This window comes from Haloarcula sp. Atlit-47R, assembly GCF_003665985.1.
GTDB lineage: Archaea > Halobacteriota > Halobacteria > Halobacteriales > Haloarculaceae > Haloarcula > Haloarcula taiwanensis.
Genome location: NZ_QPLQ01000002.1, coordinates 1 through 23,823 on the forward strand (window position 1 = coordinate 1; position 23,823 = coordinate 23,823).

Consider the following 23,823-nt stretch of genomic DNA (forward strand, 5'->3'; position numbering starts at 1 on the left):
ACTCGACAGCAGCGGAGTCGGCGAGGGCGACCTCCCGAGCGTCGGTGTCGATGCCGACGACCTCGTCCTGAATGAAGGCGGTCGAGGGCTGCTTGATCTCGTGAACAGGGATAGCGATGTTCTCCTGGACACTCGGGTCCCGAATGCACCGATGAGACTCGTGCAAGACCAGATGATAATCCGTCTCAGAAACCCACGTGACATCAACGTCCGTCTCACCGTCTAACTCGTCCTCTAAACTCTTTATCGCCCCCGCGCCGGCATACCCCGACCCGAGCACGACCACGTTCTCTGTCATACCGAGGACTCCGAAACCAACTGATACAAACCCTTTGAAATCCCTCTCAGCGGGGACAGGATTCTCCCGTGAGACTCGCCGCCATGCAAAATGATGCGATCCCGGTGACCGCAGGAAAACAATTCAAAAGACCAGTGACACGGACTAGTGTTCCGGCTCGCCCGCCGGTGCCCGCATATCGTCGATAGCGAGGATGAGTTTGTTGTTGGTGTCGTCCTTCCCTTCGAGGGTCCCGATAATCTGGAGCTTCGATAGCGGCGTCGGACCGACTGTCACTGAGTCACCCTCGTGGAATTCGGACATCGTGCCCTGCAGCTGAATCTCCGCACGGCACTCCTCGGGGTGGTGGACGCTGGTCAGGTCAATCTCTTCGACGTTTGAATGTTCGACAAGCTCGCCGTTGTGCCGAAGCGGGACCTCCGCGGCCTGGTCCATGTCCTGGATCTGGAGCGCGTCGTAGGCGTTGGCGGTGGGCTTGTACCCTCCCTTGGGGCCGGGGACGCCCTCGACAAGCTGCAGGGCTTTGAGACTCTGCATCTGGTTGCGAATCGTACCGGGATTTCGGTCGACCTTCTCGGCAATATCCTCGCCTTTGACAGCGCTTTCACTTTCCCGATAGAGATTTACCAGTTCCTGCAGAATGTTCTTTTGACTGGGTGTCAGTTCGATAGATGACATAATGTCCTGTTCGGTACAGCCGTCCTTAAATGCGACGGTAAACCGTCTGGAACCGTCTTAGAATCGCGGAAAACGTTAGTACTTTATTGCATCGCTGACCTGACATAGATATGGAAGATAATCGCGTTTTGGTGACCGGCGGTGGGGGGTTTATCGGGGCAAACCTCGCGAACAAACTGGCCGAAAACAACGACGTTGTCGCCCTGGATGACGGCTACCTCGGCACGCCGGAAAACGTATCAGAAGACGTAGAGTACGTCGAGAAGAGTGTCCTCGATGACGACCTGCCGACTGACGTGGACGTGGTGTTTCACCTCGCAGCGCTCTCCTCCTACGCGATGCATGAGGACAACCCGACCCACGGCGCTCGCGTGAACGTCGAGGGGTTCGTCAACACTGTCGAGCAGGCCCGGGACGACGGCTGTGACACCGTTGTCTACGCCTCCACTTCCTCCATCTACGGCAGCCGGACCGACCCGTCGCCAGAGGACATGGACGTGACGGTCAACACCGGCTACGAGGCCTCGAAGATGGCCCGGGAGACGTACGCGGAGTACTTCCAGAACCACTACGACCTGACACTGGCCGGGATGCGCTTTTTCTCGGTGTATCAGGGCTACGGCGGCGCAGAGGAACACAAAGGGGAGTACGCCAACGTCATCGCGCAGTTCGCCGACGACCTGGCAAGCGGTGACGCACCGAAGCTGTACGGTGACGGCGAGCAGACCCGGGATTTCACCCACGTCGACGACATCGTCCGCGGGCTTGTTCTGGCCGCCGAACACGAACTAAACGGCGTGTACAACCTCGGTACCGGCGAGGCCTACGACTTTAACACGGTCGTCGAAATGCTGAACGATGAACTGGGAACGGACATCGAACCGGACTACGTCGAGAACCCGATCCCTGAGGACGTGTACGTCCACGACACCTGTGCTGACTTCTCGAAGATGCACGAGGCGACAGGCTGGGAACCTGAGATACGTTTCGAAGAAGGTATCGAACTAGTCTGTGCACCCTACACGTAGGGGCCGCTGAATATCGCTTGCCCAACGCTGGGTCTTTATTCGCCGCCCGTGGAGGCGACGGTATGCAACAACAGGTTCGTGTCCTCGGCGTCCCAATGGACCTCGGGGCCGACCGGCGTGGCGTCGACATGGGGCCGTCAGCGATACGGTACGGCGGCCTCGCTGACCAGCTGACAGATATCGGGATCGATTGCGTCGACGGCGGCGACATCGCCGTGCCGCGGCCGGAGGAACGCGACCCCGACGCTGGCGGCCTGAAAAGCGGTCACGCGAAGTTTTTCAGGGAGACGAAGGAAGTCTGTGAGGACGTGACGACGGCGGTCGATGCGACGCGCAGGGAAGGCCGGTTCCCGCTCGTTCTGGGTGGCGACCACTCGATCGGTATCGGAACCATGGCCGGCGCAGCCAGCGACGACGAGGAGCTGGGCGTCATCTGGTTCGACGCACACGGTGATTTCAACACACCGGAGACAACACCCAGCGGAAACATCCACGGGATGTCGCTGGCGGCCGTCCTCGGTCTCGGTGTGTTCTCCGACCACGAGTGGGCGCACACGCCAGCCGTGAGCGAAGAAAACGTCGTCATCGTCGGGCTGCGAGACGTGGACGACAGGGAACGTCGGCTGATCGAAGACAGCGATATCACGGCGTACACGATGTCGGATATCGACGCCCGGAGCGCACCGGCGGTCGTCGACGAGGCACTGGACATCGCGACCGACGGGACAGATGGGATTCACGTCTCACTCGACCTCGACTGGCTCGACCCGACGGAGGCCCCTGGCGTCGGGACACCGGTTCGTGGCGGCGTCTCCTACCGCGAGGCTCACATTGCGATGGAATACGTCGCTGAACAGCACGACCAGCTGCGGTCGATGGAACTGGTCGAGGTGAACCCGATTCTCGACGAACACAACCGCACTGCGGAACTGGCCTGTGAGCTCGTCGCCAGCGCCTTTGGCAAGCGCGTACTGTAACTGTTTAGACGACAAAAAACGCTCCAGACCGTGCGACCGGAAATCTGACTCTATTCTTCCGTGACAGCCGGCACGACTGTCACACTCGCCACGCGGTCATCCTCTTCGAGTCCCATAATCGTCACACCCTTGGTGTTCCGACCGACCTGGGACACGTCGCCGGCGCGGATACGCATGATCTGGCCCTGTTCGGACATGATGACCAGATGGTCCTCGTCGGTGACGGCTTTGGCGGTGGACACCCGACCGTTGCGGTCGTCGGTCTTGATGTCGATGAGCCCCTTGCCGTATCGGGACTGCGTGCGGTACTCGTCAAGTTTGGTCCGCTTTCCGAAGCCGTGTTTCGTGACGGTCAGCAGCGACCGGGGGTCGTCGTCGTCAGTGGCGACCATCGCCGCAACCTTGTCGTCACCCTGTAGTTTGATGCCGTTGACACCGCGAGCCGAACGACCCATCTCGCTGACTTCGCTCTCACTGAAACGGATGGTCATCCCTGCCTCCGTGGCGATGACGAGGTCGCCGGTGCCGTCAGTGACATCGACGTCGATGAGTTCGTCGCCGTCTTCGAGTTTAGCGGCAATGATTCCCGTCGAGAGGATGTTCTCGAACTCCGAACAGCAGGTCCGCTTGACGTAGCCGTTCCGGGTCACCATCGTGATGCACTCGTCGTCGCCGAACTCGTCGGTCGAGACGACGGCGGTCAGTTCCTCGTCGTCGTCCAGGTCGATGAGATTGATAGCGGACTTGCCCCGCGCAGTCCGAGACATCTCCGGGATCTCGTAGGTTTTGAGCCGGTAGACCTGCCCCTGATTGGTGAAACAGAGCAGGTAGTCGTGGCTGTTGGCCCGGAACACTTTCGAGACGCGGTCGTTCTCCTTGGGGTCGGCTCCGATGATCCCCTTGCCGCCGCGATTCTGGGGGTCGAAGTTCTCGACCGGCATCCGCTTGATGTAGTCGTCTTCGGTGATGACGACGACGCAGTCTTCTTCCGGGATGAGGTCCTCGTGAGTGACCTGCCCCTCGTCCTCAATGATACTCGTTCGGCGGTCGTCGTCGTACTCGTCTTTGACTTCCTGGAGTTCGTCAGCGATGACGCTGTCGAGCTTCTCGCGGCTGTTGAGGACGGATTCGAGGTAGTCAATCGTGTCCTGTACGTCCTCGTACTCCTCCTCGATTTCAGCCGCTTCCATCGAGGTGAGCGAGCCGAGTTGCATCCGGACGATGTGAGCGGCCTGCTCTTCGGAGAACTCGAAGGACTCCTGCAGACCGGCCCGAGCGGCATCGCGGTCCTCGCTGTCGCGGATCAGTTCGACCACGTCCTCGACGTTGTTCAGGGCCTTCAGCCGGCCTTCGAGGATGTGGGCGCGCTCCTCTGCCTCGGCGAGGTCGTACTCGGAGCGCCGACGGACGACTTCGCGGCGGTGGTCGATGTAGTGCTGGAGGCTCTCTTTCAGCGAGAGGACCTTCGGCTGACCGTCGACCAGCGCGAGGTTGATAACGCCGAAGGTGGATTCCAGATGATGGTCGAGCAGCCGGTTCTCGACCACGTCGATGTTTGCCCCACGCTTGAGTTCGACGACGATGCGGACGCCGTTGCGGTCGGACTCGTCGCGCAGGTCCGAGATGCCCTCGATTTTCCCCTCGTTCACGTCGTCGGCGATTCGCTCGACGACGCGGGCCTTATTCTCCTGATAGGGGAGTTCACTGATGACGATGCGACCCTCCTCGGGGTCGACCTCGTACTCTGCGCGAACCCGCAAACGGCCCCGGCCGGTCGCGTACGCCGAGTAGATGGCATCGCGGCCAACAATGTTGCCGCCGGTCGGGAAGTCCGGCCCCTTGACATGCTCCATCAGGTCCTCAACGGTGGCGTCGGGGTTTTCCAGCAGGTGGACCGTCGCGTCGACCAGTTCGCCGAGGTTGTGCGGCGGGATGTTGGTCGACATGCCGACGGCAATCCCGGACGACCCGTTGAGCAGGAGGTTCGGGACCTTCGACGGCAGCACGTCGGGTTCCTGCAGGCGGTCGTCGTAGTTGCTGGAGAAATCGACTGTGTCTTTTTCGATGTCTTCAAGCAGTTCCTCGGCGATGGGCGCCATCCGCGCCTCCGTGTACCGCATGGCGGCCGCCGGGTCGCCGTCCATCGAGCCGAAGTTCCCCTGGCCGTCTATCAACGGATATCGCATCGAGAAGTCCTGTGCCATCCGGACGAGCGTGTCGTAGATGGCCGAGTCGCCGTGTGGGTGGTAGTCACCCATCGTGTCCCCGACAATCGAGGAGGACTTCCGGTGGGCGGTGTTCGAGGAGACGCCCATCTCGTGCATCGCATAGAGGATACGCCGATGAACGGGTTTGAGCCCGTCCCGAACGTCTGGGAGCGCCCGACCCGCGATGACCGACATCGCGTAGTCGATGTAGGACTGCTCCATCTCGTCCTCGATGCGGACGTGCTTGATCTGCTCTGCCGGGGCGTTCGCGTCGTTAGCGTCGGAACTCATATGTCGACCCACTCCGCTTCAGGCGAGTGCTCCTTGATAAACTCCTTGCGCGGTTCGACGGCGTCGCCCATCAGGATATTGAACATCTTGTCCGCGGCTGCGGCGTCCTCGATGGTTATCTGCTTGAGAATCCGGTTGTCGGGGTTCATCGTCGTCTCCCAGAGCTGGTCGGGGTTCATCTCACCGAGGCCCTTGAACCGCTGGACCTGCGTGGGGTTCCCGTCACACTTCTCCTCGATGATTGTGTCGCGCTCCGCGTCCGTCATCGCGTCGTAGGTGTTCCCGCGGTAGCGAATCCGGTACAGGGGCGGCTGGGAGGCGTACACGTAGCCTGCTTCCAGCAGCGGCTTCATGTGCCGATAGAACAGCGTCAACAGGAGCGTCCGGATGTGTGCTCCGTCGACGTCCGCGTCCGTCATCAGGATGATCTTCTCGTAACGCAGGTCGTCGATGTCGAACTCGTCGCCGATACCGGTCCCCAGCGCGGTGATGAGGTTCCGTATCTCGTTGTTCTCAAGAATCCGGTCTAGCCGGTGTTTCTCGACGTTCAGAATCTTCCCCTTGATCGGGAGGATGGCCTGGAAATCCGGGTTGCGGCCCTGTTTGGCGCTGCCACCCGCGGAGTCACCCTCGGCGATGAACAGTTCGGCTTCCTCGGGGTCCCGCGTCTGGCAGTCGGCCAGCTTTCCGGGCAGTGCGGTCGAGTCGAGCGCAGACTTCCGGCGGGTGAGTTCCTCGGCCTTCTGTGCGGCCTTCCGTGCCTTCGCGGCCTCGACGGCCTTGCCGACGATGGCTTCGGCCGTGTCGGGATTTTCCTCGAAGAAGGTCGCAAGTCCGTCGTGCATCGCCGATTCGACGATGCCGCGGACCTCGCTGTTGCCGAGCTTGGTCTTGGTCTGCCCTTCAAACTGTGGGTCAGGGTGTTTAACAGAAATGACAGCCGTCAGCCCTTCGCGGATGTCGTCGCCTTTGAGTGTATCATCCAGATCTTTCAGCAGATTATTGTCGGTCGCGTAGTCGTTGACCACCCGTGTCAGCGAGGTTTTGAATCCTGTGAGGTGTGTCCCGCCCTCGCGCGTGTTGATATTGTTGGCGAAGGCGTGAATCGAACCCTGCAGGTCGTCGGTCCCCTGCATGGCGATTTCGACCTGGACCGGCCCTTCCGCGATCTCCTCTTCGTCCTCGAAGTAAATGATATCTCGGTGGAGCGGGTCCTTTGTCTCGTTCAGATACTCGACGAACTCGCGGATACCGCCGTCGTAGGCGAACGTCTCCGTGTCACCGTCGCGTTCATCGTGGATAGAGATGGCGACGCCGGAGTTGAGGAAAGCGAGTTCCCGCAGTCGGGACGAAAGCGTCGAGAACTTGAACTCGCCGGTCTCGAAGATTTCGTCGTCGGGCCAGAACCGGACCGTCGTGCCCGTCTCCTCGTCGGGTTCGAGGTCGCGGACCTTCTTGAGGTCGTACTCCGGTTTACCGTGGTCGAAACGCTGCTTCCAGAGCGCGCCGTCGCGCCTGACTTCGACTTCGAGCCACTTGGAGAGGGCGTTGACCACGCTCACCCCGACCCCGTGGAGGCCACCGGAGACCTGGTAGGACTTGTTGTCGAATTTTCCACCAGCGTGGAGAATCGTCATTACCACCTCGACGGCCGGACGGCCGTGTTCTTCGTGGGTATCGACGGGGATGCCTCGTCCATCGTCGCTGACAGAGACGGAGCCGTCGTCGTGAATCGTTACGTCGATGTTGTCACAGTAGCCGGCGAGCGCCTCGTCGATCGCGTTGTCGACCACCTCGTAGACGAGATGATGGAGGCCGCGAGCGTCCGTCGACCCGATATACATCGCGGGTCGCTTCTGGACGGCTTCCAGCCCTTCGAGGGTCTGGATCGACTTTGCGCCGTACTCATCAGACTCTCCTGACATAGGAACTTACCAGTTCTAATAGAGGGGCACGTATAAAGCTCCCGCACGCGCGCGGGGCCGCGGTTTCGGGGACAGCGTTCACTTTCACTCCGGTGGCGATTACCTTTTAACCCCGACGCGGGTACGTACCGCACGACAATGACCTCGTATCAGTCGCGACTCGGCGAGGGCGAGGAGATCGCCGAGGAGTTGGCCGAATCCCAGCGGGCCATCTCCATCGCCGAGTTCTTCGAGAAGAACAAACACATGCTGGGCTTCGACTCGGAGGCCCGGGCGCTCGTCACGGCTGTCAAGGAAGCCGTCGACAACGCGCTCGACGCCTGCGAGGAGGCCGGTATTCTCCCCGATATCTACGTCGAGATTCAGGAGGCCGGGGATTACTACCGGCTGGTCGTCGAGGACAACGGGCCCGGTATCACGAAAGAGCAGGCCCCGAAAATCTTCGGGAAGCTCCTCTATGGCTCCCGCTTTCACGCCAGAGAGCAGAACCGCGGCCAGCAGGGGATCGGAATCTCTGCGGCGGTCCTCTACTCGCAACTGACCTCCGGCAAGCCCGCGAAGATAACCTCCCGGCCGAAGGGCCAGGACGAGGCACAGTACTTCGAACTCATCGTCGACACGGACACCAACGAACCCGAGATCAGCGTCGACGAGACGACGACGTGGGAGCGCCCTCACGGGACCCGGATCGAACTGGAGATGGAGGCCAACATGCGCGCCCGCTCGACGCTGCGGGACTACATCCAGGACACCGCCGTCGTCAACCCTCACGCCCGCATCGAGTTCGACGAACCGGGGCTGGACGAGTCCCTGAAGTTCGAGCGCGCGGAAGGTGCGGACCTTCCCGACGAGACCGAAGAAATCCGCCCGCACCCCCACGGCGTCGAACTCGGGACCCTGCTGAAGATGCTCGAAGCCACCGACTCCTACTCCGTCTCGGGGTTCATGCAGGAGGAGTTCACCCGCGTGGGCGGCAAGACCGCCGACAGCGTCATCGCGAACTTCAACGACCGCCACTACGGCCGCGGCATGGCCTGGCAGCCGCCGAAAGTCGGCGAGGACGCGGACATCGAGGCCGCTGTCGAGGACGCCGTGGCGAACAAAAGCGCTGAAACCACGGCGACCTTCGCCGCCGCCGTTTCCGAGGCGATTCACGACCGCGCCCGGGTCGCGTACCACGAGGTCGAAGCCATCGTCGATTCGGCGGCCGAAGACGCCGAGGCCGACGGCGACACCACGTTCGGCGCGACAGTTCGAGAAAACGCCGTCGAGGCCGCTTGGGATGCCGTCAGTGATACCCTGTCGAGCGACCTCTACACCCTCATTGACGACGTAACGACGAAACGCAAAGACGACGCGGTAATCGAGGGGCTGGCGAGCCGGTTGGCCGACAAGTTCGCCGACGAGGGCCGCCACCGACTGACCCGCGACGAACTCCGGGAGTACGTCGACCGCGCGGCCGACATGACCGAGGAGCAGGACGACGCCACCTTCGGCGAGACGGCCCGCGAGAACGTGCTGGAGGTACTCTGGACCGCGGCCGTGAACATCCCGGAGGACCCGCCGAAGGTAGACGACATCGCCGCCGACCGCGATACTGCGAGTCAGTTGCTGTCGGCGATGCGCGAGACGGACATCATCGCGCCGCCGACGGACTGTCTCTCCCCCATCAGCGCGGAACTCGTCGAGGAAGGCCTCCGGAAGGAGTTCGACGCGGACTTCTACGCCGCCTCGACGCGTGACGCGTCAGTCCACGGCGGCGACCCGTTCATCGTCGAGGCCGGCATCGCCTACGGCGGCGAACTGGAGGCCGAGGGCAGCGTCGACGTGATGCGTTTCGCCAACCGCGTACCGCTGGTGTACCAGCGCGGTGCCTGTGCAACCACAGACGTGGTCAAGTCCATCCGCTGGCGCAACTACAACCTCGACCAGCCCGGCGGCTCCGGCATCCCGAAGGGGCCGGCTGTCATCATGGTCCACGTCGCCTCGACGAACGTGCCCTTCACCAGTGAGTCCAAGGACGCCATCGCCAACGTCCCCGAGATGGAAGACGAAATCGAACTCGCCATCCGGGAGGCCGCCCGCGAACTCAAGAGCTACCTGAACAAGCGCCAGTCGATGCAACAGCGCCGCGAGAAACAGGACAAACTGGCGACCATCCTGCCGGAGATGGCCGAGAAGCTCACCGAAGTGACCGGCAACGACGACCTGCACATCGACGACTCGCTGGCCCGCATCATGAACAACGTGCTCGTCGAGCGCGAAATCGAGGACGGCACCGTCCGCGTGACCGTCGAGAACAACGACGACACGAACGCCGACATCGACCTGACCGACATCGTCACCGCCGAGCCACAGGACACGAACGGCGCGACCGTCGTCGAGATGGACGGCGAGTGGTTCGTCAAGTGGTCGCCGACGGTGGCGGCCGGCGAGACCGCTGTTCTCGAATACAGCGTCCCCGAAGAGGCCGAGTTCACCGTCTCGGTCGACGGCGTCGAAGAGGAGAAACTCACGGTGAACGCCTGATATGAGCACCGACTCAGACACCACACCCGACACCGAGGAAGCGCGCGAGCAACTCATCGACCTCGCGGCGGACTTCTACGACCAGTTCGCCGACGGCGAGGTGCCGACGATGACCATCCCCACCCGGACCAAATCGAACATCGTCTTCGACGAGGACGAACAGGTCTGGGTGTACGGCGACCGGAACTCCACCCGGTCGGCGAAGACGATTTCCGGGGCCGAGAAGATTCTGAAGGCCGTCTACACCATCGACTTCCTCTCCCAGCAACTGGAGGAAGACCGCTCGTCGACCCTGCGTGAACTGTACTACCTCTCCGAGTCCTGGGACCTCGACGAGGCCCAGTTCAACACGCAGGACGAGTCGAACAACCTCATCGAGGACCTCGAAATCGTCTCCGACGTCAAACGCGAGGACTTCCACATGCGCCCGGAAGAATCCGGCGCGAAGGTGATGGGGCCGCTGCTCCTCCGCGAGCAGACCAACCGCGGCGACCGCGAGATTCACTGTCAGGACGACGTGGGGCAGGGCGGCTACCAGATTCCGAACAACCCCGACACCATCGAGTTCCTCGACAACGACGCGGAGTTCGTCCTCTGCGTGGAGACCGGCGGGATGCGGGACCGACTCGTCGAGAACGGCTTCGACGACGAGTACGACGCCCTTGTCGTCCACCTCGGCGGCCAGCCCGCGCGGGCGACCCGGCGGCTCATCAAACGGCTCCACGACGAACTGGCCCTCCCGGTCACGGTGTTCACTGACGGTGACCCGTGGTCGTACCGCATCTTCGGGTCGGTCTCCTACGGCTCCATCAAATCGGCCCACCTCTCGGAGTACCTGGCGACCCCCGAAGCCCAGTTCATCGGCATCCGCCCGGAGGACATCGTCGAGTACGAACTGCCGACGGACCCGCTGTCGGACTCCGACGTCAACGCCTTAGAGAGCGAACTTGAGGACCCGCGTTTCCAGACTGACTTCTGGGAAGAACAGATCGAGCTCCAGCTCGACATCAACAAGAAGGCCGAGCAGCAGGCGCTCGCTTCTCGGGGGCTTGACTTCGTGACGGAGACATACCTGCCCGAGCGGCTGGACGAGATGGGCATACTGTAGGCACGGCATCGACGGAGCGTTCTCGGTTATTCCAGCACGTACACGGTATCGTCAGCGGCGACGTAGGCCCGATGTTCGTCGACAGACAGATCGGTCAGGTCGCGCTCGGCGTCGAACGTCCACCGTTTCGTTCCAGCCGTCGCCTCGACCGCGAACTTGAATCGGTTCCGCGGGTCGCCGTCCGTCCACGAGTTCACGTATAGGGTATCGGAGACGGCCGCCGCCGGCATCAGTCCCTCGACGTTCACGTCCGGCTCCCACGACCAGTCGAGTTCGCCGGTACTACTGTCGTGACCGCGAACCGCGTCGCCACCCGCATAGAGCGTCCCGTCCTGAACCGAGGCCCGTTGGACGTACCCGGACTGGTCCGCTTGCCACTGTTGCTCGCCGGTCGTGGGATCGAGCGCGGCGACGTGTGTGCCACCGACGTAGAGCGTCCCGTCGTGGAGCGTCGTCGATGTCACGAACCCGTCGTTGTGGGTCCAGCGGGTCGCACCGGTGTCGGCGGCGACGCCGATGAGCGTACCGTGAGTCTCGTCCACGTCGGCGGCATAACAAAGCGTGTCGTCGGTAGCGACCATCGTCTGGGAGTAGTAGTCCGAAACGTCACTGGTCCACCGTTGCTCACCGGTCTCAGCGTCGTACGCGTAGAACCGCCCGTACGACGCCACGTATATCGCCCCGTTGCGCACCGCTCCCTCGTACTGGTCGCCGGTTTCCCCGGACCATTGCACCGACCCGTCAGAGACGGCGAGCGCGTAGAGCGTTCGCCCCTGCTTCGACGGGGCGTCGGTGTTCGTCCCGACGTACACCGTGTCCTCGGTTACGTCGAGTAACTCCAGCCACCACTCTCCGGGCGAGAACGTCCACTGTTTCGCGCCGGTTTCGGGGTCGAGTGCGACGACGCTGTGGTCCTCGTACAGTCCTTCTTTCCCGCGTACGACGAAGACGGTGTCCCCGACGCGTCTCGGCTGTGAACTGACGGGGTCGCTCGCGTCGTATGACCACTGCTGGCTCCCGTCAGCAGTTGCGAGTGCTGCGACCGTTCCCGACGCCGTCCCGACGTACAGGCGCTCACCCGTACTCACTGGAGGCGCTGTGATCTCTGCGTCGAGTGATTGCTGCCAGGCGACGAACGGTTCCGTTTCCCCGGTCCGCTTGTGGGCGGGCGTCCCAGCCCCTGATTCCGGTGTCGTCTCAGTTCCAATCGGTGAAGTCTCTATGTACCCGTTCGAACCGAGACAGCCAGCGGACGCCAGTCCGAGGGTCGCGACACAGCCACGAAGGTATCGCCGACGGGAGGAGGGCATTAGGAGTCCATCTCCTGTCTCTCGGTAAGTGTTTTCTGTCGAGTGGAAAATGGGAACAGTCGTGGTGAGACCGGTGCGCAATTAGTGTACTACCCGGAACGACTGACCGACAAAGCGAATCCGCGTTTGCTCGGTCGAGAATCCATCAGTCGCGATCGACTGACCGGTCTTGTGGCGGTAGTTTCAGCAGAGAGCGGACATGTCGCCGGAACCAGTTCCGTATGTTCGCACCGACCGGGGTGAACACCAGCGTCGCGGCGAGACAGATTGAGACGAGTTGGACAGCAATCGTAACCCACGGTGTAAAGGTCGGAACGAAGACCGTAACGACCCCGACAGCCAAGACCAGATAGATACTCAGTTCCGCGACAAAATAGCCGAAACTGGCCCTGAGTGAGGGCTGAAAGCCGGCGGTCCAGAACGACACGACGACTATCGTTCCGAACAGCAGGCCGGCTCCCATCGTCGACAGCGGCAGTTCGGCCTGAATCGCATCGGCCACGGCAGAACCGAGGGACCACAGCGACGGCCCGACAAGGAGCCAGACAAGCAGTAGGTGACCGAACGAGGGCGTTCGTTCGGCTGGGGAACGTGTTTCCCCTGTTCGGTCACTGGCGCGTTCCATGTCGGTGGTGTTCTGCTGAACGCCCCAATATTGTTTTGACTGACAGATGGACCGGGAAACCACCGTCTCGGGTCGCCGAAGACGGGTTCGCCAGTCAGTTCTCGTCCAGCACGACCGGAACGCCGCGCTTTGCCACGTCCTCGGCGAACGCGCCCGAGTCGGCTTCCAGCGACGTGAACGTGTTGTAGTGCATCGGGAGCACGAGGTCCGGGTCCATCGCCTCGGCGAGGTCGGCGGCCTCGTGGCGGTTCATCGTGTAGTTCTGGGCGATGGAGGGGACGAACAGCGACACGTCCAGTTCGGCGTGGCCGTCCAGCACGTCGGTGTCGCCGGGCCAGAACACGCGCGTGTCGTCCAGCGAGACGAGGAACCCACAGCCGATACCCTTCGGGTGAATCGGGTTGCCGTCGTCTTTCACATTCCGGCCGTCCTCGTGGTTGTACGCCGGCATGGTCCAGATAGGCACGTCGTCGACTAACACGTCGGCTTCCATCGACACTTTGCGGACCTCGTAGTCGAGGTCAGCGAGGCGGTCGAGGTCGCGGTCAGTCGCGTGGACGTTGATACCCTCGAAGGCGACGACGGTGGCGTCCTCGCCCGCGACGCGGCGGATGCCGTCGGGGTCGTAGTGGTGGATGTGGGTCACACAGACGATGTCGCCGTCATTCGGGGCGTAGTCCCGCGTCGGCGGATGGCCGACGCCGGGCGTGTCCGGTTCCCACTCGCCGGTGAGCACGCCGTAGCGGCCGGGGTCGAAGTAGACGACCGTGTCATCGCCTTCCAGCCGCAGCGTCGCGTAGCCGAGCCACTCGGCGGTGATGCCGTCGTGTCTGACTGTCATGTACGGGCGTTCTCGGAGCGGCCCATTACGCGTGTCGGTCCGTCCCAGTCTCGACGGTCTTACTGGGACTCGGCCAGCCGCTCGACCCGTTCGAGCGAGTCGGCGTCGGCGGGCGTCTTGTCCTCGCGGACCGAGAGGAACCGGGGGAACCGGAGCGCGTAGCCCGAGTCGTAGGACTGGGAGACCTGTATCTCCTCGTAGCCGACCTCGAAGACGACCGCCGGGGTAAGCGCCACGTCGCGGCCGTCCTCGGCGCGGACGTGTGGTTCGAACCGCTCGGTCAGGTCGTCCAGCTCCTCGTCGGTGATACCGGTCGCGACGTTGCCGACGGTGGCGTAGCCGTCGTCGGTCCGGACCGAGAGTTCGAACGACCCGAGGACGTTCGCCCGGCGGCCCTCGCCCCACTCCGCGCCGGTGACGACGCAATCCAGGGTCTCCACGTCGGGCTTGCGCTTGCGCCAGTGCTTGCCCCGCTTGCCGGGCGAGTACGCCGCCGTCGGGTCCTTCAGCATGATGCCCTCCTGACCGGCGGCGAGGGCCGCGGCCTCCAGGTCCTCGATTTCCTCGGGGTCGCCGGACAGCCACATCTCAGAGACGGCGTCGCTCCCGTCGGGGAACAGCGATTCGAGGCGGTCGTGGCGCGTCTCCAGCGGCGCGTCCAGCAGGTCCTCACCGTCGGCGTGCAGGCAGTCGAAGGCGTGCAGGCGGACCGCCACGTCCTCGCGGGCCGCGGCCACGTCGTGTTTCCGGCGGAACCGCCGCAGCACTTCCTGAAACGGGAGCGGGTCGCCGTTGGCGTCGACCGCGACCACCTCGCCGTCGAGGATTGCCGGGGCGTCGAGCGCCGCCTCGACGGCTTCGACCACCTCCGGCAGCGGGTCGGTGACCTCCTCCATGTTCCGCGAGAACAGCCGGGCGGTTTCGCCGTCGAAGTGGACCTGCACGCGAGCGCCGTCGTACTTCCACTCGACGGCGGCGCGGTCCCAGTCTTCGAGCGCGCCGGCGACTGTCCCGGCCTGGGCCAGCATCGCCTGGACCGGGCGGCCGATTTCCAGCGTGATGGTCGCCAGTCCCGCCTCGCCCTCGTCGCGGGCCATCTCGGCGACCGTGCCGTAGTCGTTCGACACCTGGACGGCCCGTTCGACGGCGTCGACCGGCACGTCGAAGGCGGCCGCGACGGCGTCCCGGACGGTCCCCTCGCCGACGCCGATGCGCATCTCCGAGAGGACGAGCCGGGCGAGGTAGCTCGCTTCCGTCGGCGAGCACCGCGAGAACAGGCCAAAGAGGATGTCGACTTTCGTCCCCTGGCTCCCGCTGCCATCGACGGCGGCCAGGTCCCGTAGCTCGGCGTCGAGTTCCGCGACGGTCAGCGCGGCGGTCCCGCCGGCACCGAACGCGGCGAGGCCCTGCTGGCCGCCGAGGTCGTAGCTGGCCGCGACGGCCCCGATTTCGCCCATGTCGGCGAGGCGTTCCTCCACGTCGTCAGCGCTGATATTCTGGCCCGCTGCTCGGGCAATCGCCTCGTAGCAAAGCCGCGGCCCGATGTCGAGCGTGCGCGACTCGTAGGCCGGGAACACCCGGCCCTGGACGAAGCGAGCGAGCGTCGAGAGGTCCGATCCCGCATCGGTGAACAGGTCAGTGACCGCCTCCGTAATCGCGGTATCGGCACTCTCGGCTTCGATTGCGTCGGCCCGGTCGGCGAAGGCGGCAAACTCCATCAGCGCCTCCTACCCGATTGGGCACCGTAAATCCAGCGTCACTCGACCGTGTACTCGACGGTGACGTTCTCGCCGGCCGTCGACGACGCATACGGTCGGTCCGGCGACCCCGAAGTGTCGCTGACGGGATAGTCGAGTTGCTGGTTCCCGTTGGTGTCCTGATGGGCGACGAGCACGAGCGACTGGCCGGTCGACGGCGGCCTGTCCAGCGTTATCTGGACATCGCTGTGGGACCCCGACGAGAGATACTCAGAGGTCCCGAGCACTCTACCGTCCGCTTCGAACTCCCGGACAACAATGAACCCGCCCTCTGACAGCGATGCCGATTCGACCGTTATTTGATCACCGGAAACAGCAGGGCTGGTGACCGTCATCGACGCAACCGGCGAGGAGAGGAGAATGAAGGCGACGTAGGCGACGCCCAGCAAAATCGCGGCGTGTTTCGCGCCGTCCTTGAGCGTCCCTTCACCCAGTTGGCCGCCGATGAAGCCGGTGAGAACTGCTTGAATGAGAGCAGTGTGGAAGAACACGAGCGTGTACGCGGCCTTGTCGACGCGCCCGAAGCGAGCGAACTGGTCGACGCCGACGCCGAGGCGGTTCGACTCGCCGGCCGGCGTCGGCACGCTGGAGGGCAGACTCGGGACGAGCACTTCCTGTACAGCGACGATGATGACCAGAAACACCAGGAAGGCGACGTAGATGACGACGAGGTAAGTGAGCATCTGCTGGCGTCGCCGCCGTTTCAGCCGGAGGTCGGCCCGTGACTGGGTCGCCGCGATGCGAAACACCGGGCCGAGCTGGCCCGAGGCGTGCATCGCGTGAGTCAGCAGGGTCACGATGCGCGTTATCGCCGTCGTCTGGACGCGGCGGCCGAACCGGACCAAGGCGTCAGTGACGTTCGCGCCCATCCGGATGTCGGCCCAGATGCGGTGCATCTCCTGTGTGAGGACGCCGATGTCACTGCCCCGGACCCGTCGGAGGCTCTCCACGACGGTCATCCCCGCCTCGTTCAGGCTCGCCAGCCGTTCGAGCAGGTCGGGTGTCGCGTTCTCGATACGTGAGAGCCGCTGGGTGTAGACGAACCGCACCAGCGCAAATGGCCCCAGAACCAGCAGGAGCGACTGGATAACGAGATCGTCGAGAATGCGGACGTTGACAGACGAGGTCTGAAACGCCGCGGGGGCGCGGAGGAGCAGTAGCACCACAGCGACTGGGACGGCGAGGTAGAGGACGTACACCGGGTTCCAGACGAGCGACTGGATCGGGGAGCTGAGCAGGTCCCGAAGCGATTTGACGCGGTCGTAGAACCGCAGTCGGAGCCAGTTCGCTTCGTCGGCCGGGACGACGCCGCCGTCGGGCAGGCCGAGACGGCCGGAGGCGAAACTGGGCTTGCCGAGCGACGCCGTTTCGTAGCGCTCTAGAACGTCCGTCGTGCCGGCGCTCCCGATGCCGAGCGACTGGAGCTTGATATCCAAGTACACCATGAACCCGACGTTGGCGAGCGGGATGACGAGATACGCCATCATCTGTAACAGCCAGAGGGTGTCCGTCGTCGTCAGGCCGAACACGAGCAGAATCGTCATCAGGAAGAGCACGGCGGCGACGAACACGGTGACGTACGCCTCGGCGACCGTGGCCAGCCGTTCGAGCAGATCCTCCTGGCGTTCGGCGGCCTCCTCCTGATGGCGCTCGTACTGCTCGCGGAGGAACGGGGCCAGCGACTGGCCGCTCTGGAGGACGCTGGAGAGGTTCTCGGTGAACGTCTTGAACTGTTCGCTGGGGGTCCGCCGGGAGACATGTTCGAGCGCCGTGATCATGTCCCGGCCGAACAGGTCCATCTCCCTGACGGCGACACCGACTTCCCTCGCCGTGTCGCCGTAGATTTCCTGATTTCGGGCCAGTACACGCATAACATCTGGGAAGGACAACCCACCACGGGACAGCGCGTACATGAAGGCGATAGTGCGGGCCATCCCCTCGTCGATGTTCCGGCTCCGCACATCCGCCTGATTCTTGAGCCGCTCCCAGCGGTAGAGGTACGCGAGTCCGGCCGTTACTGCGCCGGAAAGCACGCCGCCGCCGATGAGGATGTACAGCGTCTGTGTCGGCGTCAACACGAGCTCAAACGTCCGCAGGCCGAAGGCGGTCACCATCGTCGAGGGGAGTCCCTGCGCAAGCTCCACCAGCGCCGGCAGCACCAGCAGCAGGCCGCCGATGGCGTATGCCCCAGTGATTGCTCCCGCGACGGCCGCCACACAAGCGTACACCAGCGTTCTGGCGGCGTAACCGCGGTACGTCTCGTCGACGTATGCGGCTTCGAGCTGGCGTTCCCGCTTGGGCGACTGTCCCACATACCGACCGAAAAGCCGTCGGGACAGCCGCGTGACGTTGCGGTCGAAGCGCTCGTTGACCGTGCTGTAGCCGATAAGCCCGAGAATCCCAACGACGACGGCGAGCGGTGCCAGACCGAGCGGATTCAGCGCCATGTCAGGCTATCTCGTCGTCGATGTTCGCCATGACCTGCTCTTTGTCCGCGTAGTACTTGTTGACCATCGCCGTGAACTTCCGGTAGTCGGTGATGCCTTCGGACTGGAGATAGCGAAGGAACCGCTGGCGGTTGCGGAGTTCGGTGAGCAGTTCCGACTGTGTCCAGCCGCGCTCTTCGCGGATCTCGTCCAGTAGCTCGCTGTTGTTCTCGGAGAATCGGTCCTCAGTGGCCCGCCAGTTGTACGTCGTCGAGTAGTCCAGTTCGCCGGTCCGCTGGTCTATCCCCTCGATTTCGGCGAGGGTCTTCGCCCGGCGGACGCGCTCGTCGCCCGAGCGGGCCAGCACCTGCACACAGAGGATGTCGAGGCTCTGGACCATCGGCCGCGGGACGTTGATCGGCTCGTTCTCAAGCCGGTTGATGACGGTCTGGACCGAGTCCGCGTGCATCGTCGAGAACGTCGTGTGACCGGTGTTCATCGCCTGGAACAGCGTGATGGCCTCCTCACCGCGGACCTCGCCGACGATGATGTACTCGGGGCGGTGCCGGAGCGCGGACCGCAGCAGGTCGTACATCGTGATGTCCGAGTCGTCCAGCCGCTCGCGGGTGACCGAGGAGAGCCAGTTATCGTGGTACAGGGATAGCTCGCGGGTGTCTTCGATCGAGAGCACCTTCGACCGGGGCGGCAGGAACATCGCGAGCGCGTTCATCGACGTGGTCTTACCGGCCGCCGTCCCGCCCGCGAAGATGAGCGACTTGTTGGACTCGATGGCCAGCCAGAGGTAGGCGAGCATCTCCACGGAGAACGTGCCGTACTCCAGCAGTTCGATGGGCGTGAACGGCTCGTCGGCGTATTTCCGGATCGTGAACGCGGAGCCGCGCGGGGTCACTTCTTCGCCAAGGGCCAGTTCGATGCGCGAGCCGTCGGGGAGCGTCGTGGAGACGACAGGGTCCGAAACAGAGACGTGTCGGCCCGAGCGCTGGGCCAGTTGGATGACGAAGTCGTTCAGTTCGTCGGCGTCGTAGGTGATGTTCGTCTCGATATCCGTGTAGCCGTCGTGGTAGACGAAGATGGGGAGGTTCGCCCCGTCACAGGAGATGTCCTCGATATCCGGGTCGTGCATCAGGGGGTCGATGTGGCCGTAGCCCTGGAAGGAGCGATGCAGGTAATAAAACAGCCGGTAGAACGTCTCCGGCTCGATGACGACGCCGTACTCCTCCAGCCTGGCTTCGAGTTCCTCGGCGAGGACACGCTCCGGGTCAGTGTCGACGTCGTCGCGGTAGATGAGTGGAATGCGGATGTCTTCAAACAGGCGGTCGAGCAGTTCTCGCTCAATATCGGTCAGCGACGGCTCGACGACGTGATACAGGTGCTCGTCACGGTCCGGGTCGTGGTTGATAGAGGCGAAGGCGAAGGGAGCGTTCAGCCAGTAGCGTTCCACCTCGTTGTAGCCGTCGAGGCCGTCGAACTCGACCAGTGTCCCGTGGCGGCTGGGGTCGTAGTTCGCCGTCGGAACCGCCGCCCCGCTCAACACCGTCGCGGTCCGTGAGAGCCACGACTGGATGTGGCCGAGCGGGTCCGAAACGATGTCACCGGGTTTGGGAGATTCTGGATTCGACATCGGTAGTGTAGTGGGGAGCACACGGTGCTCCGCGGAATATACCTCTGCTATCGTATCCACCTACTTAAATTCGCTCGCCAAATTATCAGGAGTATAATCGCCAGCGGTCGGACGAACGAGACCGGCTGGCAGTCACGCTCGGTCGACGGTCAGAAGGAAGAAGGCGAACACGAGGGCGACGAGCGTTCCGACGGGGACGGTGATGCCGGGAAACGACGTGATGAACAGCCCGCTGGCCGCGAGCGTCAGAACGCCCACAAGGCCGAGCAGTCCGCCGAACAGTCGGACTGGGTCCACAGGGAGCGCCGCCTCGACACGCTCCTCAGCGGCGTAGTAGTAGAGGCTGAGGCCGAGCGGCAGCAGGAAAACAGCGAGGGCTGTGACCCCGAGTGTCCCGGCGAGCGCCAGCGGCTCCGACTCCTGAAACGTGGCGACCTCCCAGGCCCAGAGAAACGGCCGCTCTCCGGGGAGCGTCGCACCGAAGATGAACTGGAACCGGAACGGGAGAAACCGAAGCCCGACGACAGTCACCCCCTCAATCTCGAACAGCGACACCGACCACGGGGCCAGTCCCACGAGCCACGTCGAAAGCACCGCGAACTCGCCGGCGTACTCTGACTTCACCCAGACCATGCTACTGTCAGAGGGTGGGCCGGTCCCGTAAAAGCTACCGATACCGACAGTCGGTGCGCCGTTACGTTCATTTGGCCGGGACACGTACCAGTAAACACCGGAATGAGGCGTGATTACTTCACTGTCGACATCCAGGCTTCGGCCACCGACAACGACGACCCGACGATCGCGATTGTATACGATGGGCCGACAGGAGAGCTTCGCGAGCGCCTCACCAAAGTAGACGGTGGCACACTCGATGGCGAGGACATTGACGTGACCTTCCGCCGCCAGCCTGAAAGCGACGGTGTGCTTTCGCTAACGAACCGACTCACCGGTGAGTACGTCTTCGAGGCGACAGCACCGACAGCGGATGTCGACGCGCTCGTCTCCACAGCGGACGCCCAAGAAGACCCACAGTTTAGGGTCCGTCTCACCGACGGCGAGGGCGAGTCACGGGCCTACGAGTTGCGGACGCTGCTCGTCTACGACCACGACGGGAGCCTCCTGCGCGGACAGAGCCTCATCCCCGGCGGCGTCGAGCTGTAGCCCGCTACAGCCGCTCGACAATCGCCGGGAGCACCTGCGTGACATCCGCACGGAGCACGTGCGCCGCAGCCGCGTCACGCGGCGTCTTATCGTAATTTATCACGACCAGTGTACTCCCCGCCTCAGCCGCTATCTTCGGCAGGAGCGACGCCGGCTGGACCGACAGCGATGACCCAGCCGCCAGAAACACGTCACTGTCCCGTGCGAGACGCTGGGCCTCGTTCATCGCCACGTCGGGCATCGGTTCGCCGAACAGCACCACGTCGGGCCGGTAGACACCACCGCAGTCACATCGCGGGGGCAAGTCGCCACCTTCAGCGACTTCCGCAAACACTGCTTCAGCGTCCCGCCGGTGGCCACAGTCGTCACAGACCACGCGCCGATGGGTGCCGTGGAGTTCGACGACCCGGTCCGTCCCGGCGGCGTCGTGCAGCCCGTCGACGTTCTGTGTGAGCACGGCGTCGAGGTGGCCCGCGGATTCGAGCGCCGTCAGTGCCTCGTGAGCAGCGTTGGGTTCGGGGCCTACGTCGCCGTAGATGGCCTCCCGGAGCGAGATTCGATCCGCCCAGAAGCCCGCCGGGTCGGCGTCGAGCCGGCGGCGGTGGAAGTCTGCCGGGTCGTGGCGCTCCCAGAGACCGTCGTCGCCGCGAAAGGAGGGAATCCCCGACGCCGTCGAGACGCCTGCGCCGGTGAGCGCGACGCCGGTTTCAGCGGTCCGAAGCGCCTCGGCTACGGCATCGAGCGTCTCACTGTCAACGTCGCCGAGTCCGTGCCTATCGTCGGCCATGCGCTCACTTCGGAGTGCGACGCTGTGGGTCTATCGGCTCGAACCCGACGACCGTGGACGTGTCCCCACATCTTGAGTCGCCGTCCCGTACCACGCACAGCGTCCTTCGGGCTCGTTTGCGGTTTCCACATGAACTGGGACGCTCTCCGCTTGGTCGCAAGAAGAGAAACGGACGGATTTAAATCGCCACCGCTCGCCTTTCTGCATGACATGCGCTTGCACGAATACCAGGCGAAGCAAGTCTTCGCTGACGCGGGCATCCCGACGCCCGCCTCGCAGCTGGCCGAGACAGTAGATGAGGCCGTCGACGCGGCCGAGGAAATCGGATATCCGGTCGCCATCAAGGCACAGGTCCACGTGGGCGGCCGCGGCAAGGCCGGCGGCATCAAGCTCGTCGAGTCCAGGGAGGAGGCCCGCGAGGCCGCCGAGGACATCATCGGGATGGACCTCAAGGGCTACCACGTCTCGAAGGTGCTCGTCGAGGAGGCCGTCGACTTCGTCAACGAACTGTACGTCGGCGTGACGATGGACCGTGGCGAGGGTCGCCCCGTCGCCATGGTCTCGACGAAGGGCGGCGTCAACATCGAGGAGGTCGCCGAGGAGGACCCTGACGCCATCGCTCGTGAACACATCGACCCGGCCTTCGGAATGCACCCGTTCCAGGCCCGGAAGGTCGTCTACGAGGCCGGCGTCGACCGCGAGGTCGCAAACGACGTTGCGAGCGTCCTCACGACGCTGTACCAGCTCTGGGACGACCGTGACGGCGCTGACACGGAAATCAACCCGCTGATGATTACCGGCGACGACGAGGTTATCGCGGCCGACGCCGTCATGAACATCGACGGTGACGCCCTGTTCCGCCAGCCCGAGATCGCGGAGATGGGCGAGGAAGCGGCGGAGGGCGACGAACTCGAACAGAAGGCCGACGAGTACGGCTTCGACTACGTCCGGCTCTCGGGCAACGTCGGCATCATCGGTAACGGTGCGGGCCTCGTGATGACGACGCTGGACCTCGTCGACTACTACGGCGGCGAGCCGGCTAACTTCCTCGACGTGGGCGGCGGCGCGAAGGCCGACCGCATCGCGAACGCCCTCGACATGGTGTTCTCCGACGACAACGTCGACTCGGTCGTGTTCAACATCTTCGGGGGCATCACCCGCGGCGACGAGGTCGCCAACGGCATCAACCAGGCACTTGAGCAGTTCGACGAGATTCCGAAACCGGTCACCGTCCGCCTCGCCGGCACCAACGCCGAGGAGGGGATGGAGATTCTGAACGAGGACCTCGTCACGGTCGAACACACGCTGGAGGACGCCGTCCAGCGTGCAGTCGAGTACGCGAAGGAGGTGGAAGCATGAGTGTGCTAGTCGACGAAGACACGCGCGTCGTTGTACAGGGAATCACCGGCGGTGAAGGGAAGTTCCACACCGAACAGATGCTGGAGTACGGCACCAACGTGGTCGCCGGGGCCGTCCCCGGCCGCGGCGGGCAGGAGGTCGCCGGCGTGCCGGTCTACGACACGGTCCAGCAGGCCGCCCGCGAGGAGGACGCCAACGCCGCCGTCGTGTTCGTGCCGCCGGCCTTCGCCGGCGACGCCTGTTTCGAGGCCCTTGACGCGAGGGGCATCGACCTCGTCGTCGCCATCACCGAGGGCATCCCGACCCAGGACATGGCGCGGGTCTACCGCAAGCTGCAGGAGACCGACACGCATCTCGTCGGGCCGAACTGCCCCGGCGTCATCACGCCCGGCGTCGCCAAGCTCGGCATCCTGCCCGGCAACATCTTCTCGTCCGGGAACGTCGGTCTCGTCTCCCGCTCGGGGACGCTGACCTACCAGGTCGTCGACAACCTCACCAACCGCGGCATCGGCCAGTCGACGGCCATCGGCATCGGCGGCGACCCCATCATCGGGACGGACTTCATCGGGGCCTTGGAGCAGTTCGAGGCCGACCCCGACACGCACGCCGTCGTCATGTGCGGCGAAATCGGCGGCGAGGACGAGGAGGAGGCCGCCCGCTACATCGGCGAGCACATGGACACACCGGTCGCCGGCTTCATCGCCGGCCGCACCGCACCGCCCGGGAAGCGGATGGGCCACGCCGGCGCTATCGTCTCCGGCTCCGGCACCGGGACCGCCGAGTCGAAAATCAACGCGCTGGAGAACAACGGCGTCCCGGTCGGTGACACGCCAGAGGAAGTCGCCGATCACGTCGAGGACCTGCTGTAGGGCAC

General features: G+C 63.9%; 18 protein-coding genes and 1 pseudogene. 7 read left to right on the forward strand and 12 right to left on the reverse strand.

Annotated features, from left to right (window positions below; all coding sequences use genetic code 11):
- Both DVK00_RS07635 and DVK00_RS07640 read right to left on the reverse strand, forming a co-directional pair.
- A pseudogene (locus DVK00_RS07635) lies at positions 1 to 298 on the reverse strand (NAD(P)/FAD-dependent oxidoreductase); the annotation flags it as partial.
- Positions 299 to 442: 144 nt separating this feature from the next.
- Positions 443 to 976 carry an Rrf2 family transcriptional regulator gene (locus DVK00_RS07640; protein ID WP_004515710.1) on the reverse strand — a complete coding sequence of 178 codons (534 nt, stop codon included), beginning with the start codon at positions 974 to 976 and terminating at the stop codon, positions 443 to 445.
- A 110-nt stretch (positions 977 to 1,086) separates the two neighbouring features.
- On the opposite strand from DVK00_RS07640, the gene DVK00_RS07645 reads away from it, so the two are divergent.
- Both DVK00_RS07645 and rocF read left to right on the forward strand, forming a co-directional pair.
- A complete protein-coding gene (locus DVK00_RS07645; RefSeq protein WP_101349796.1) occupies positions 1,087 to 2,004 on the forward strand; it encodes an NAD-dependent epimerase/dehydratase family protein in 918 nt (305 codons plus the stop codon).
- Between the two features lie 62 nt (positions 2,005 to 2,066).
- Positions 2,067 to 2,981 carry an arginase gene (gene rocF / locus DVK00_RS07650; protein WP_121510833.1) on the forward strand — a complete coding sequence of 305 codons (915 nt, stop codon included), beginning with the start codon at positions 2,067 to 2,069 and terminating at the stop codon, positions 2,979 to 2,981.
- A gap of 50 nt (positions 2,982 to 3,031) precedes the next feature.
- Here the strand turns inward: rocF and gyrA are convergent, their stop codons facing one another.
- Positions 3,032 to 5,479, reverse strand: a complete 2,448-nt coding sequence (gene gyrA, locus DVK00_RS07655) for a DNA gyrase subunit A (protein WP_121577533.1) — start codon at positions 5,477 to 5,479, stop codon at positions 3,032 to 3,034.
- Entirely contained in the window at positions 5,476 to 7,404 is a 1,929-nt protein-coding gene (gene gyrB, locus DVK00_RS07660) for a DNA topoisomerase (ATP-hydrolyzing) subunit B (RefSeq protein ID WP_101349794.1), read from the reverse strand. The genes gyrA and gyrB overlap by 4 nt, the downstream gene beginning before the upstream one ends.
- 138 nt (positions 7,405 to 7,542) lie before the next feature.
- On the opposite strand from gyrB, the gene DVK00_RS07665 reads away from it, so the two are divergent.
- Positions 7,543 to 9,933 carry a DNA topoisomerase VI subunit B gene (locus DVK00_RS07665; RefSeq protein ID WP_121577534.1) on the forward strand — a complete coding sequence of 797 codons (2,391 nt, stop codon included), beginning with the start codon at positions 7,543 to 7,545 and terminating at the stop codon, positions 9,931 to 9,933.
- 1 nt (position 9,934) lies between these two features.
- The gene (locus DVK00_RS07670) at positions 9,935 to 11,041 is read left to right on the forward strand and encodes a DNA topoisomerase IV subunit A (RefSeq protein WP_121536823.1); all 1,107 of its coding nucleotides are present in this window, start codon (positions 9,935 to 9,937) and stop codon (positions 11,039 to 11,041) included.
- A gap of 26 nt (positions 11,042 to 11,067) precedes the next feature.
- On the opposite strand, the gene DVK00_RS07675 is transcribed toward DVK00_RS07670, so the two are convergent.
- From DVK00_RS07675 to DVK00_RS07705, 7 genes are all read right to left on the reverse strand, one after another.
- Positions 11,068 to 12,351, reverse strand: coding sequence for a PQQ-binding-like beta-propeller repeat protein (locus DVK00_RS07675; RefSeq protein ID WP_121577535.1), 1,284 nt, complete (start codon positions 12,349 to 12,351; stop codon positions 11,068 to 11,070).
- Positions 12,352 to 12,496: 145 nt separating this feature from the next.
- Positions 12,497 to 12,976, reverse strand: a complete 480-nt coding sequence (locus DVK00_RS07680) for a hypothetical protein (protein ID WP_121536819.1) — start codon at positions 12,974 to 12,976, stop codon at positions 12,497 to 12,499.
- A 94-nt stretch (positions 12,977 to 13,070) separates the two neighbouring features.
- Positions 13,071 to 13,817, reverse strand: a complete 747-nt coding sequence (locus tag DVK00_RS07685; RefSeq protein WP_101349790.1) for an MBL fold metallo-hydrolase — start codon at positions 13,815 to 13,817, stop codon at positions 13,071 to 13,073.
- Positions 13,818 to 13,876: 59 nt separating this feature from the next.
- Positions 13,877 to 15,535 (reverse strand): ATP-dependent DNA ligase LigA, encoded by a 1,659-nt coding sequence (gene ligA, locus DVK00_RS07690; protein WP_121577536.1) that lies wholly within the window; start codon positions 15,533 to 15,535, stop codon positions 13,877 to 13,879.
- A gap of 38 nt (positions 15,536 to 15,573) precedes the next feature.
- Positions 15,574 to 18,021 carry a type II secretion system F family protein gene (locus DVK00_RS07695; protein WP_121577537.1) on the reverse strand — a complete coding sequence of 816 codons (2,448 nt, stop codon included), beginning with the start codon at positions 18,019 to 18,021 and terminating at the stop codon, positions 15,574 to 15,576.
- Position 18,022: 1 nt separating this feature from the next.
- Positions 18,023 to 19,642: a type II/IV secretion system ATPase subunit gene (locus tag DVK00_RS07700; protein ID WP_101349787.1), complete on the reverse strand. Its 1,620-nt coding sequence runs from the start codon at positions 19,640 to 19,642 to the stop codon at positions 18,023 to 18,025.
- Positions 19,643 to 19,774: 132 nt separating this feature from the next.
- The gene (locus DVK00_RS07705) at positions 19,775 to 20,275 is read right to left on the reverse strand and encodes a TIGR04206 family protein (protein WP_121577538.1); all 501 of its coding nucleotides are present in this window, start codon (positions 20,273 to 20,275) and stop codon (positions 19,775 to 19,777) included.
- A gap of 102 nt (positions 20,276 to 20,377) precedes the next feature.
- Between DVK00_RS07705 and DVK00_RS07710 the strand changes: the two genes are divergently transcribed.
- Positions 20,378 to 20,803, forward strand: a complete 426-nt coding sequence (locus DVK00_RS07710; protein WP_064288494.1) for a DUF5793 family protein — start codon at positions 20,378 to 20,380, stop codon at positions 20,801 to 20,803.
- 4 nt (positions 20,804 to 20,807) lie between these two features.
- Here DVK00_RS07710 and DVK00_RS07715 read toward each other — a convergent pair whose 3' ends face one another.
- The gene (locus tag DVK00_RS07715; protein ID WP_121577539.1) at positions 20,808 to 21,590 is read right to left on the reverse strand and encodes an NAD-dependent protein deacylase; all 783 of its coding nucleotides are present in this window, start codon (positions 21,588 to 21,590) and stop codon (positions 20,808 to 20,810) included.
- A gap of 210 nt (positions 21,591 to 21,800) precedes the next feature.
- Here DVK00_RS07715 and sucC point away from each other — a divergent pair, with 210 nt between their 5' ends.
- Both sucC and sucD read left to right on the forward strand, forming a co-directional pair.
- Positions 21,801 to 22,949 (forward strand): ADP-forming succinate--CoA ligase subunit beta, encoded by a 1,149-nt coding sequence (gene sucC / locus DVK00_RS07720; RefSeq protein WP_121577540.1) that lies wholly within the window; start codon positions 21,801 to 21,803, stop codon positions 22,947 to 22,949.
- Complete coding sequence (gene sucD / locus DVK00_RS07725) at positions 22,946 to 23,818, forward strand: succinate--CoA ligase subunit alpha (RefSeq protein WP_101349783.1); 873 nt, start codon at positions 22,946 to 22,948, stop codon at positions 23,816 to 23,818. Before sucC ends, sucD begins: the two co-directional genes overlap by 4 nt.
- Positions 23,819 to 23,823: the final 5 nt, after the last annotated feature.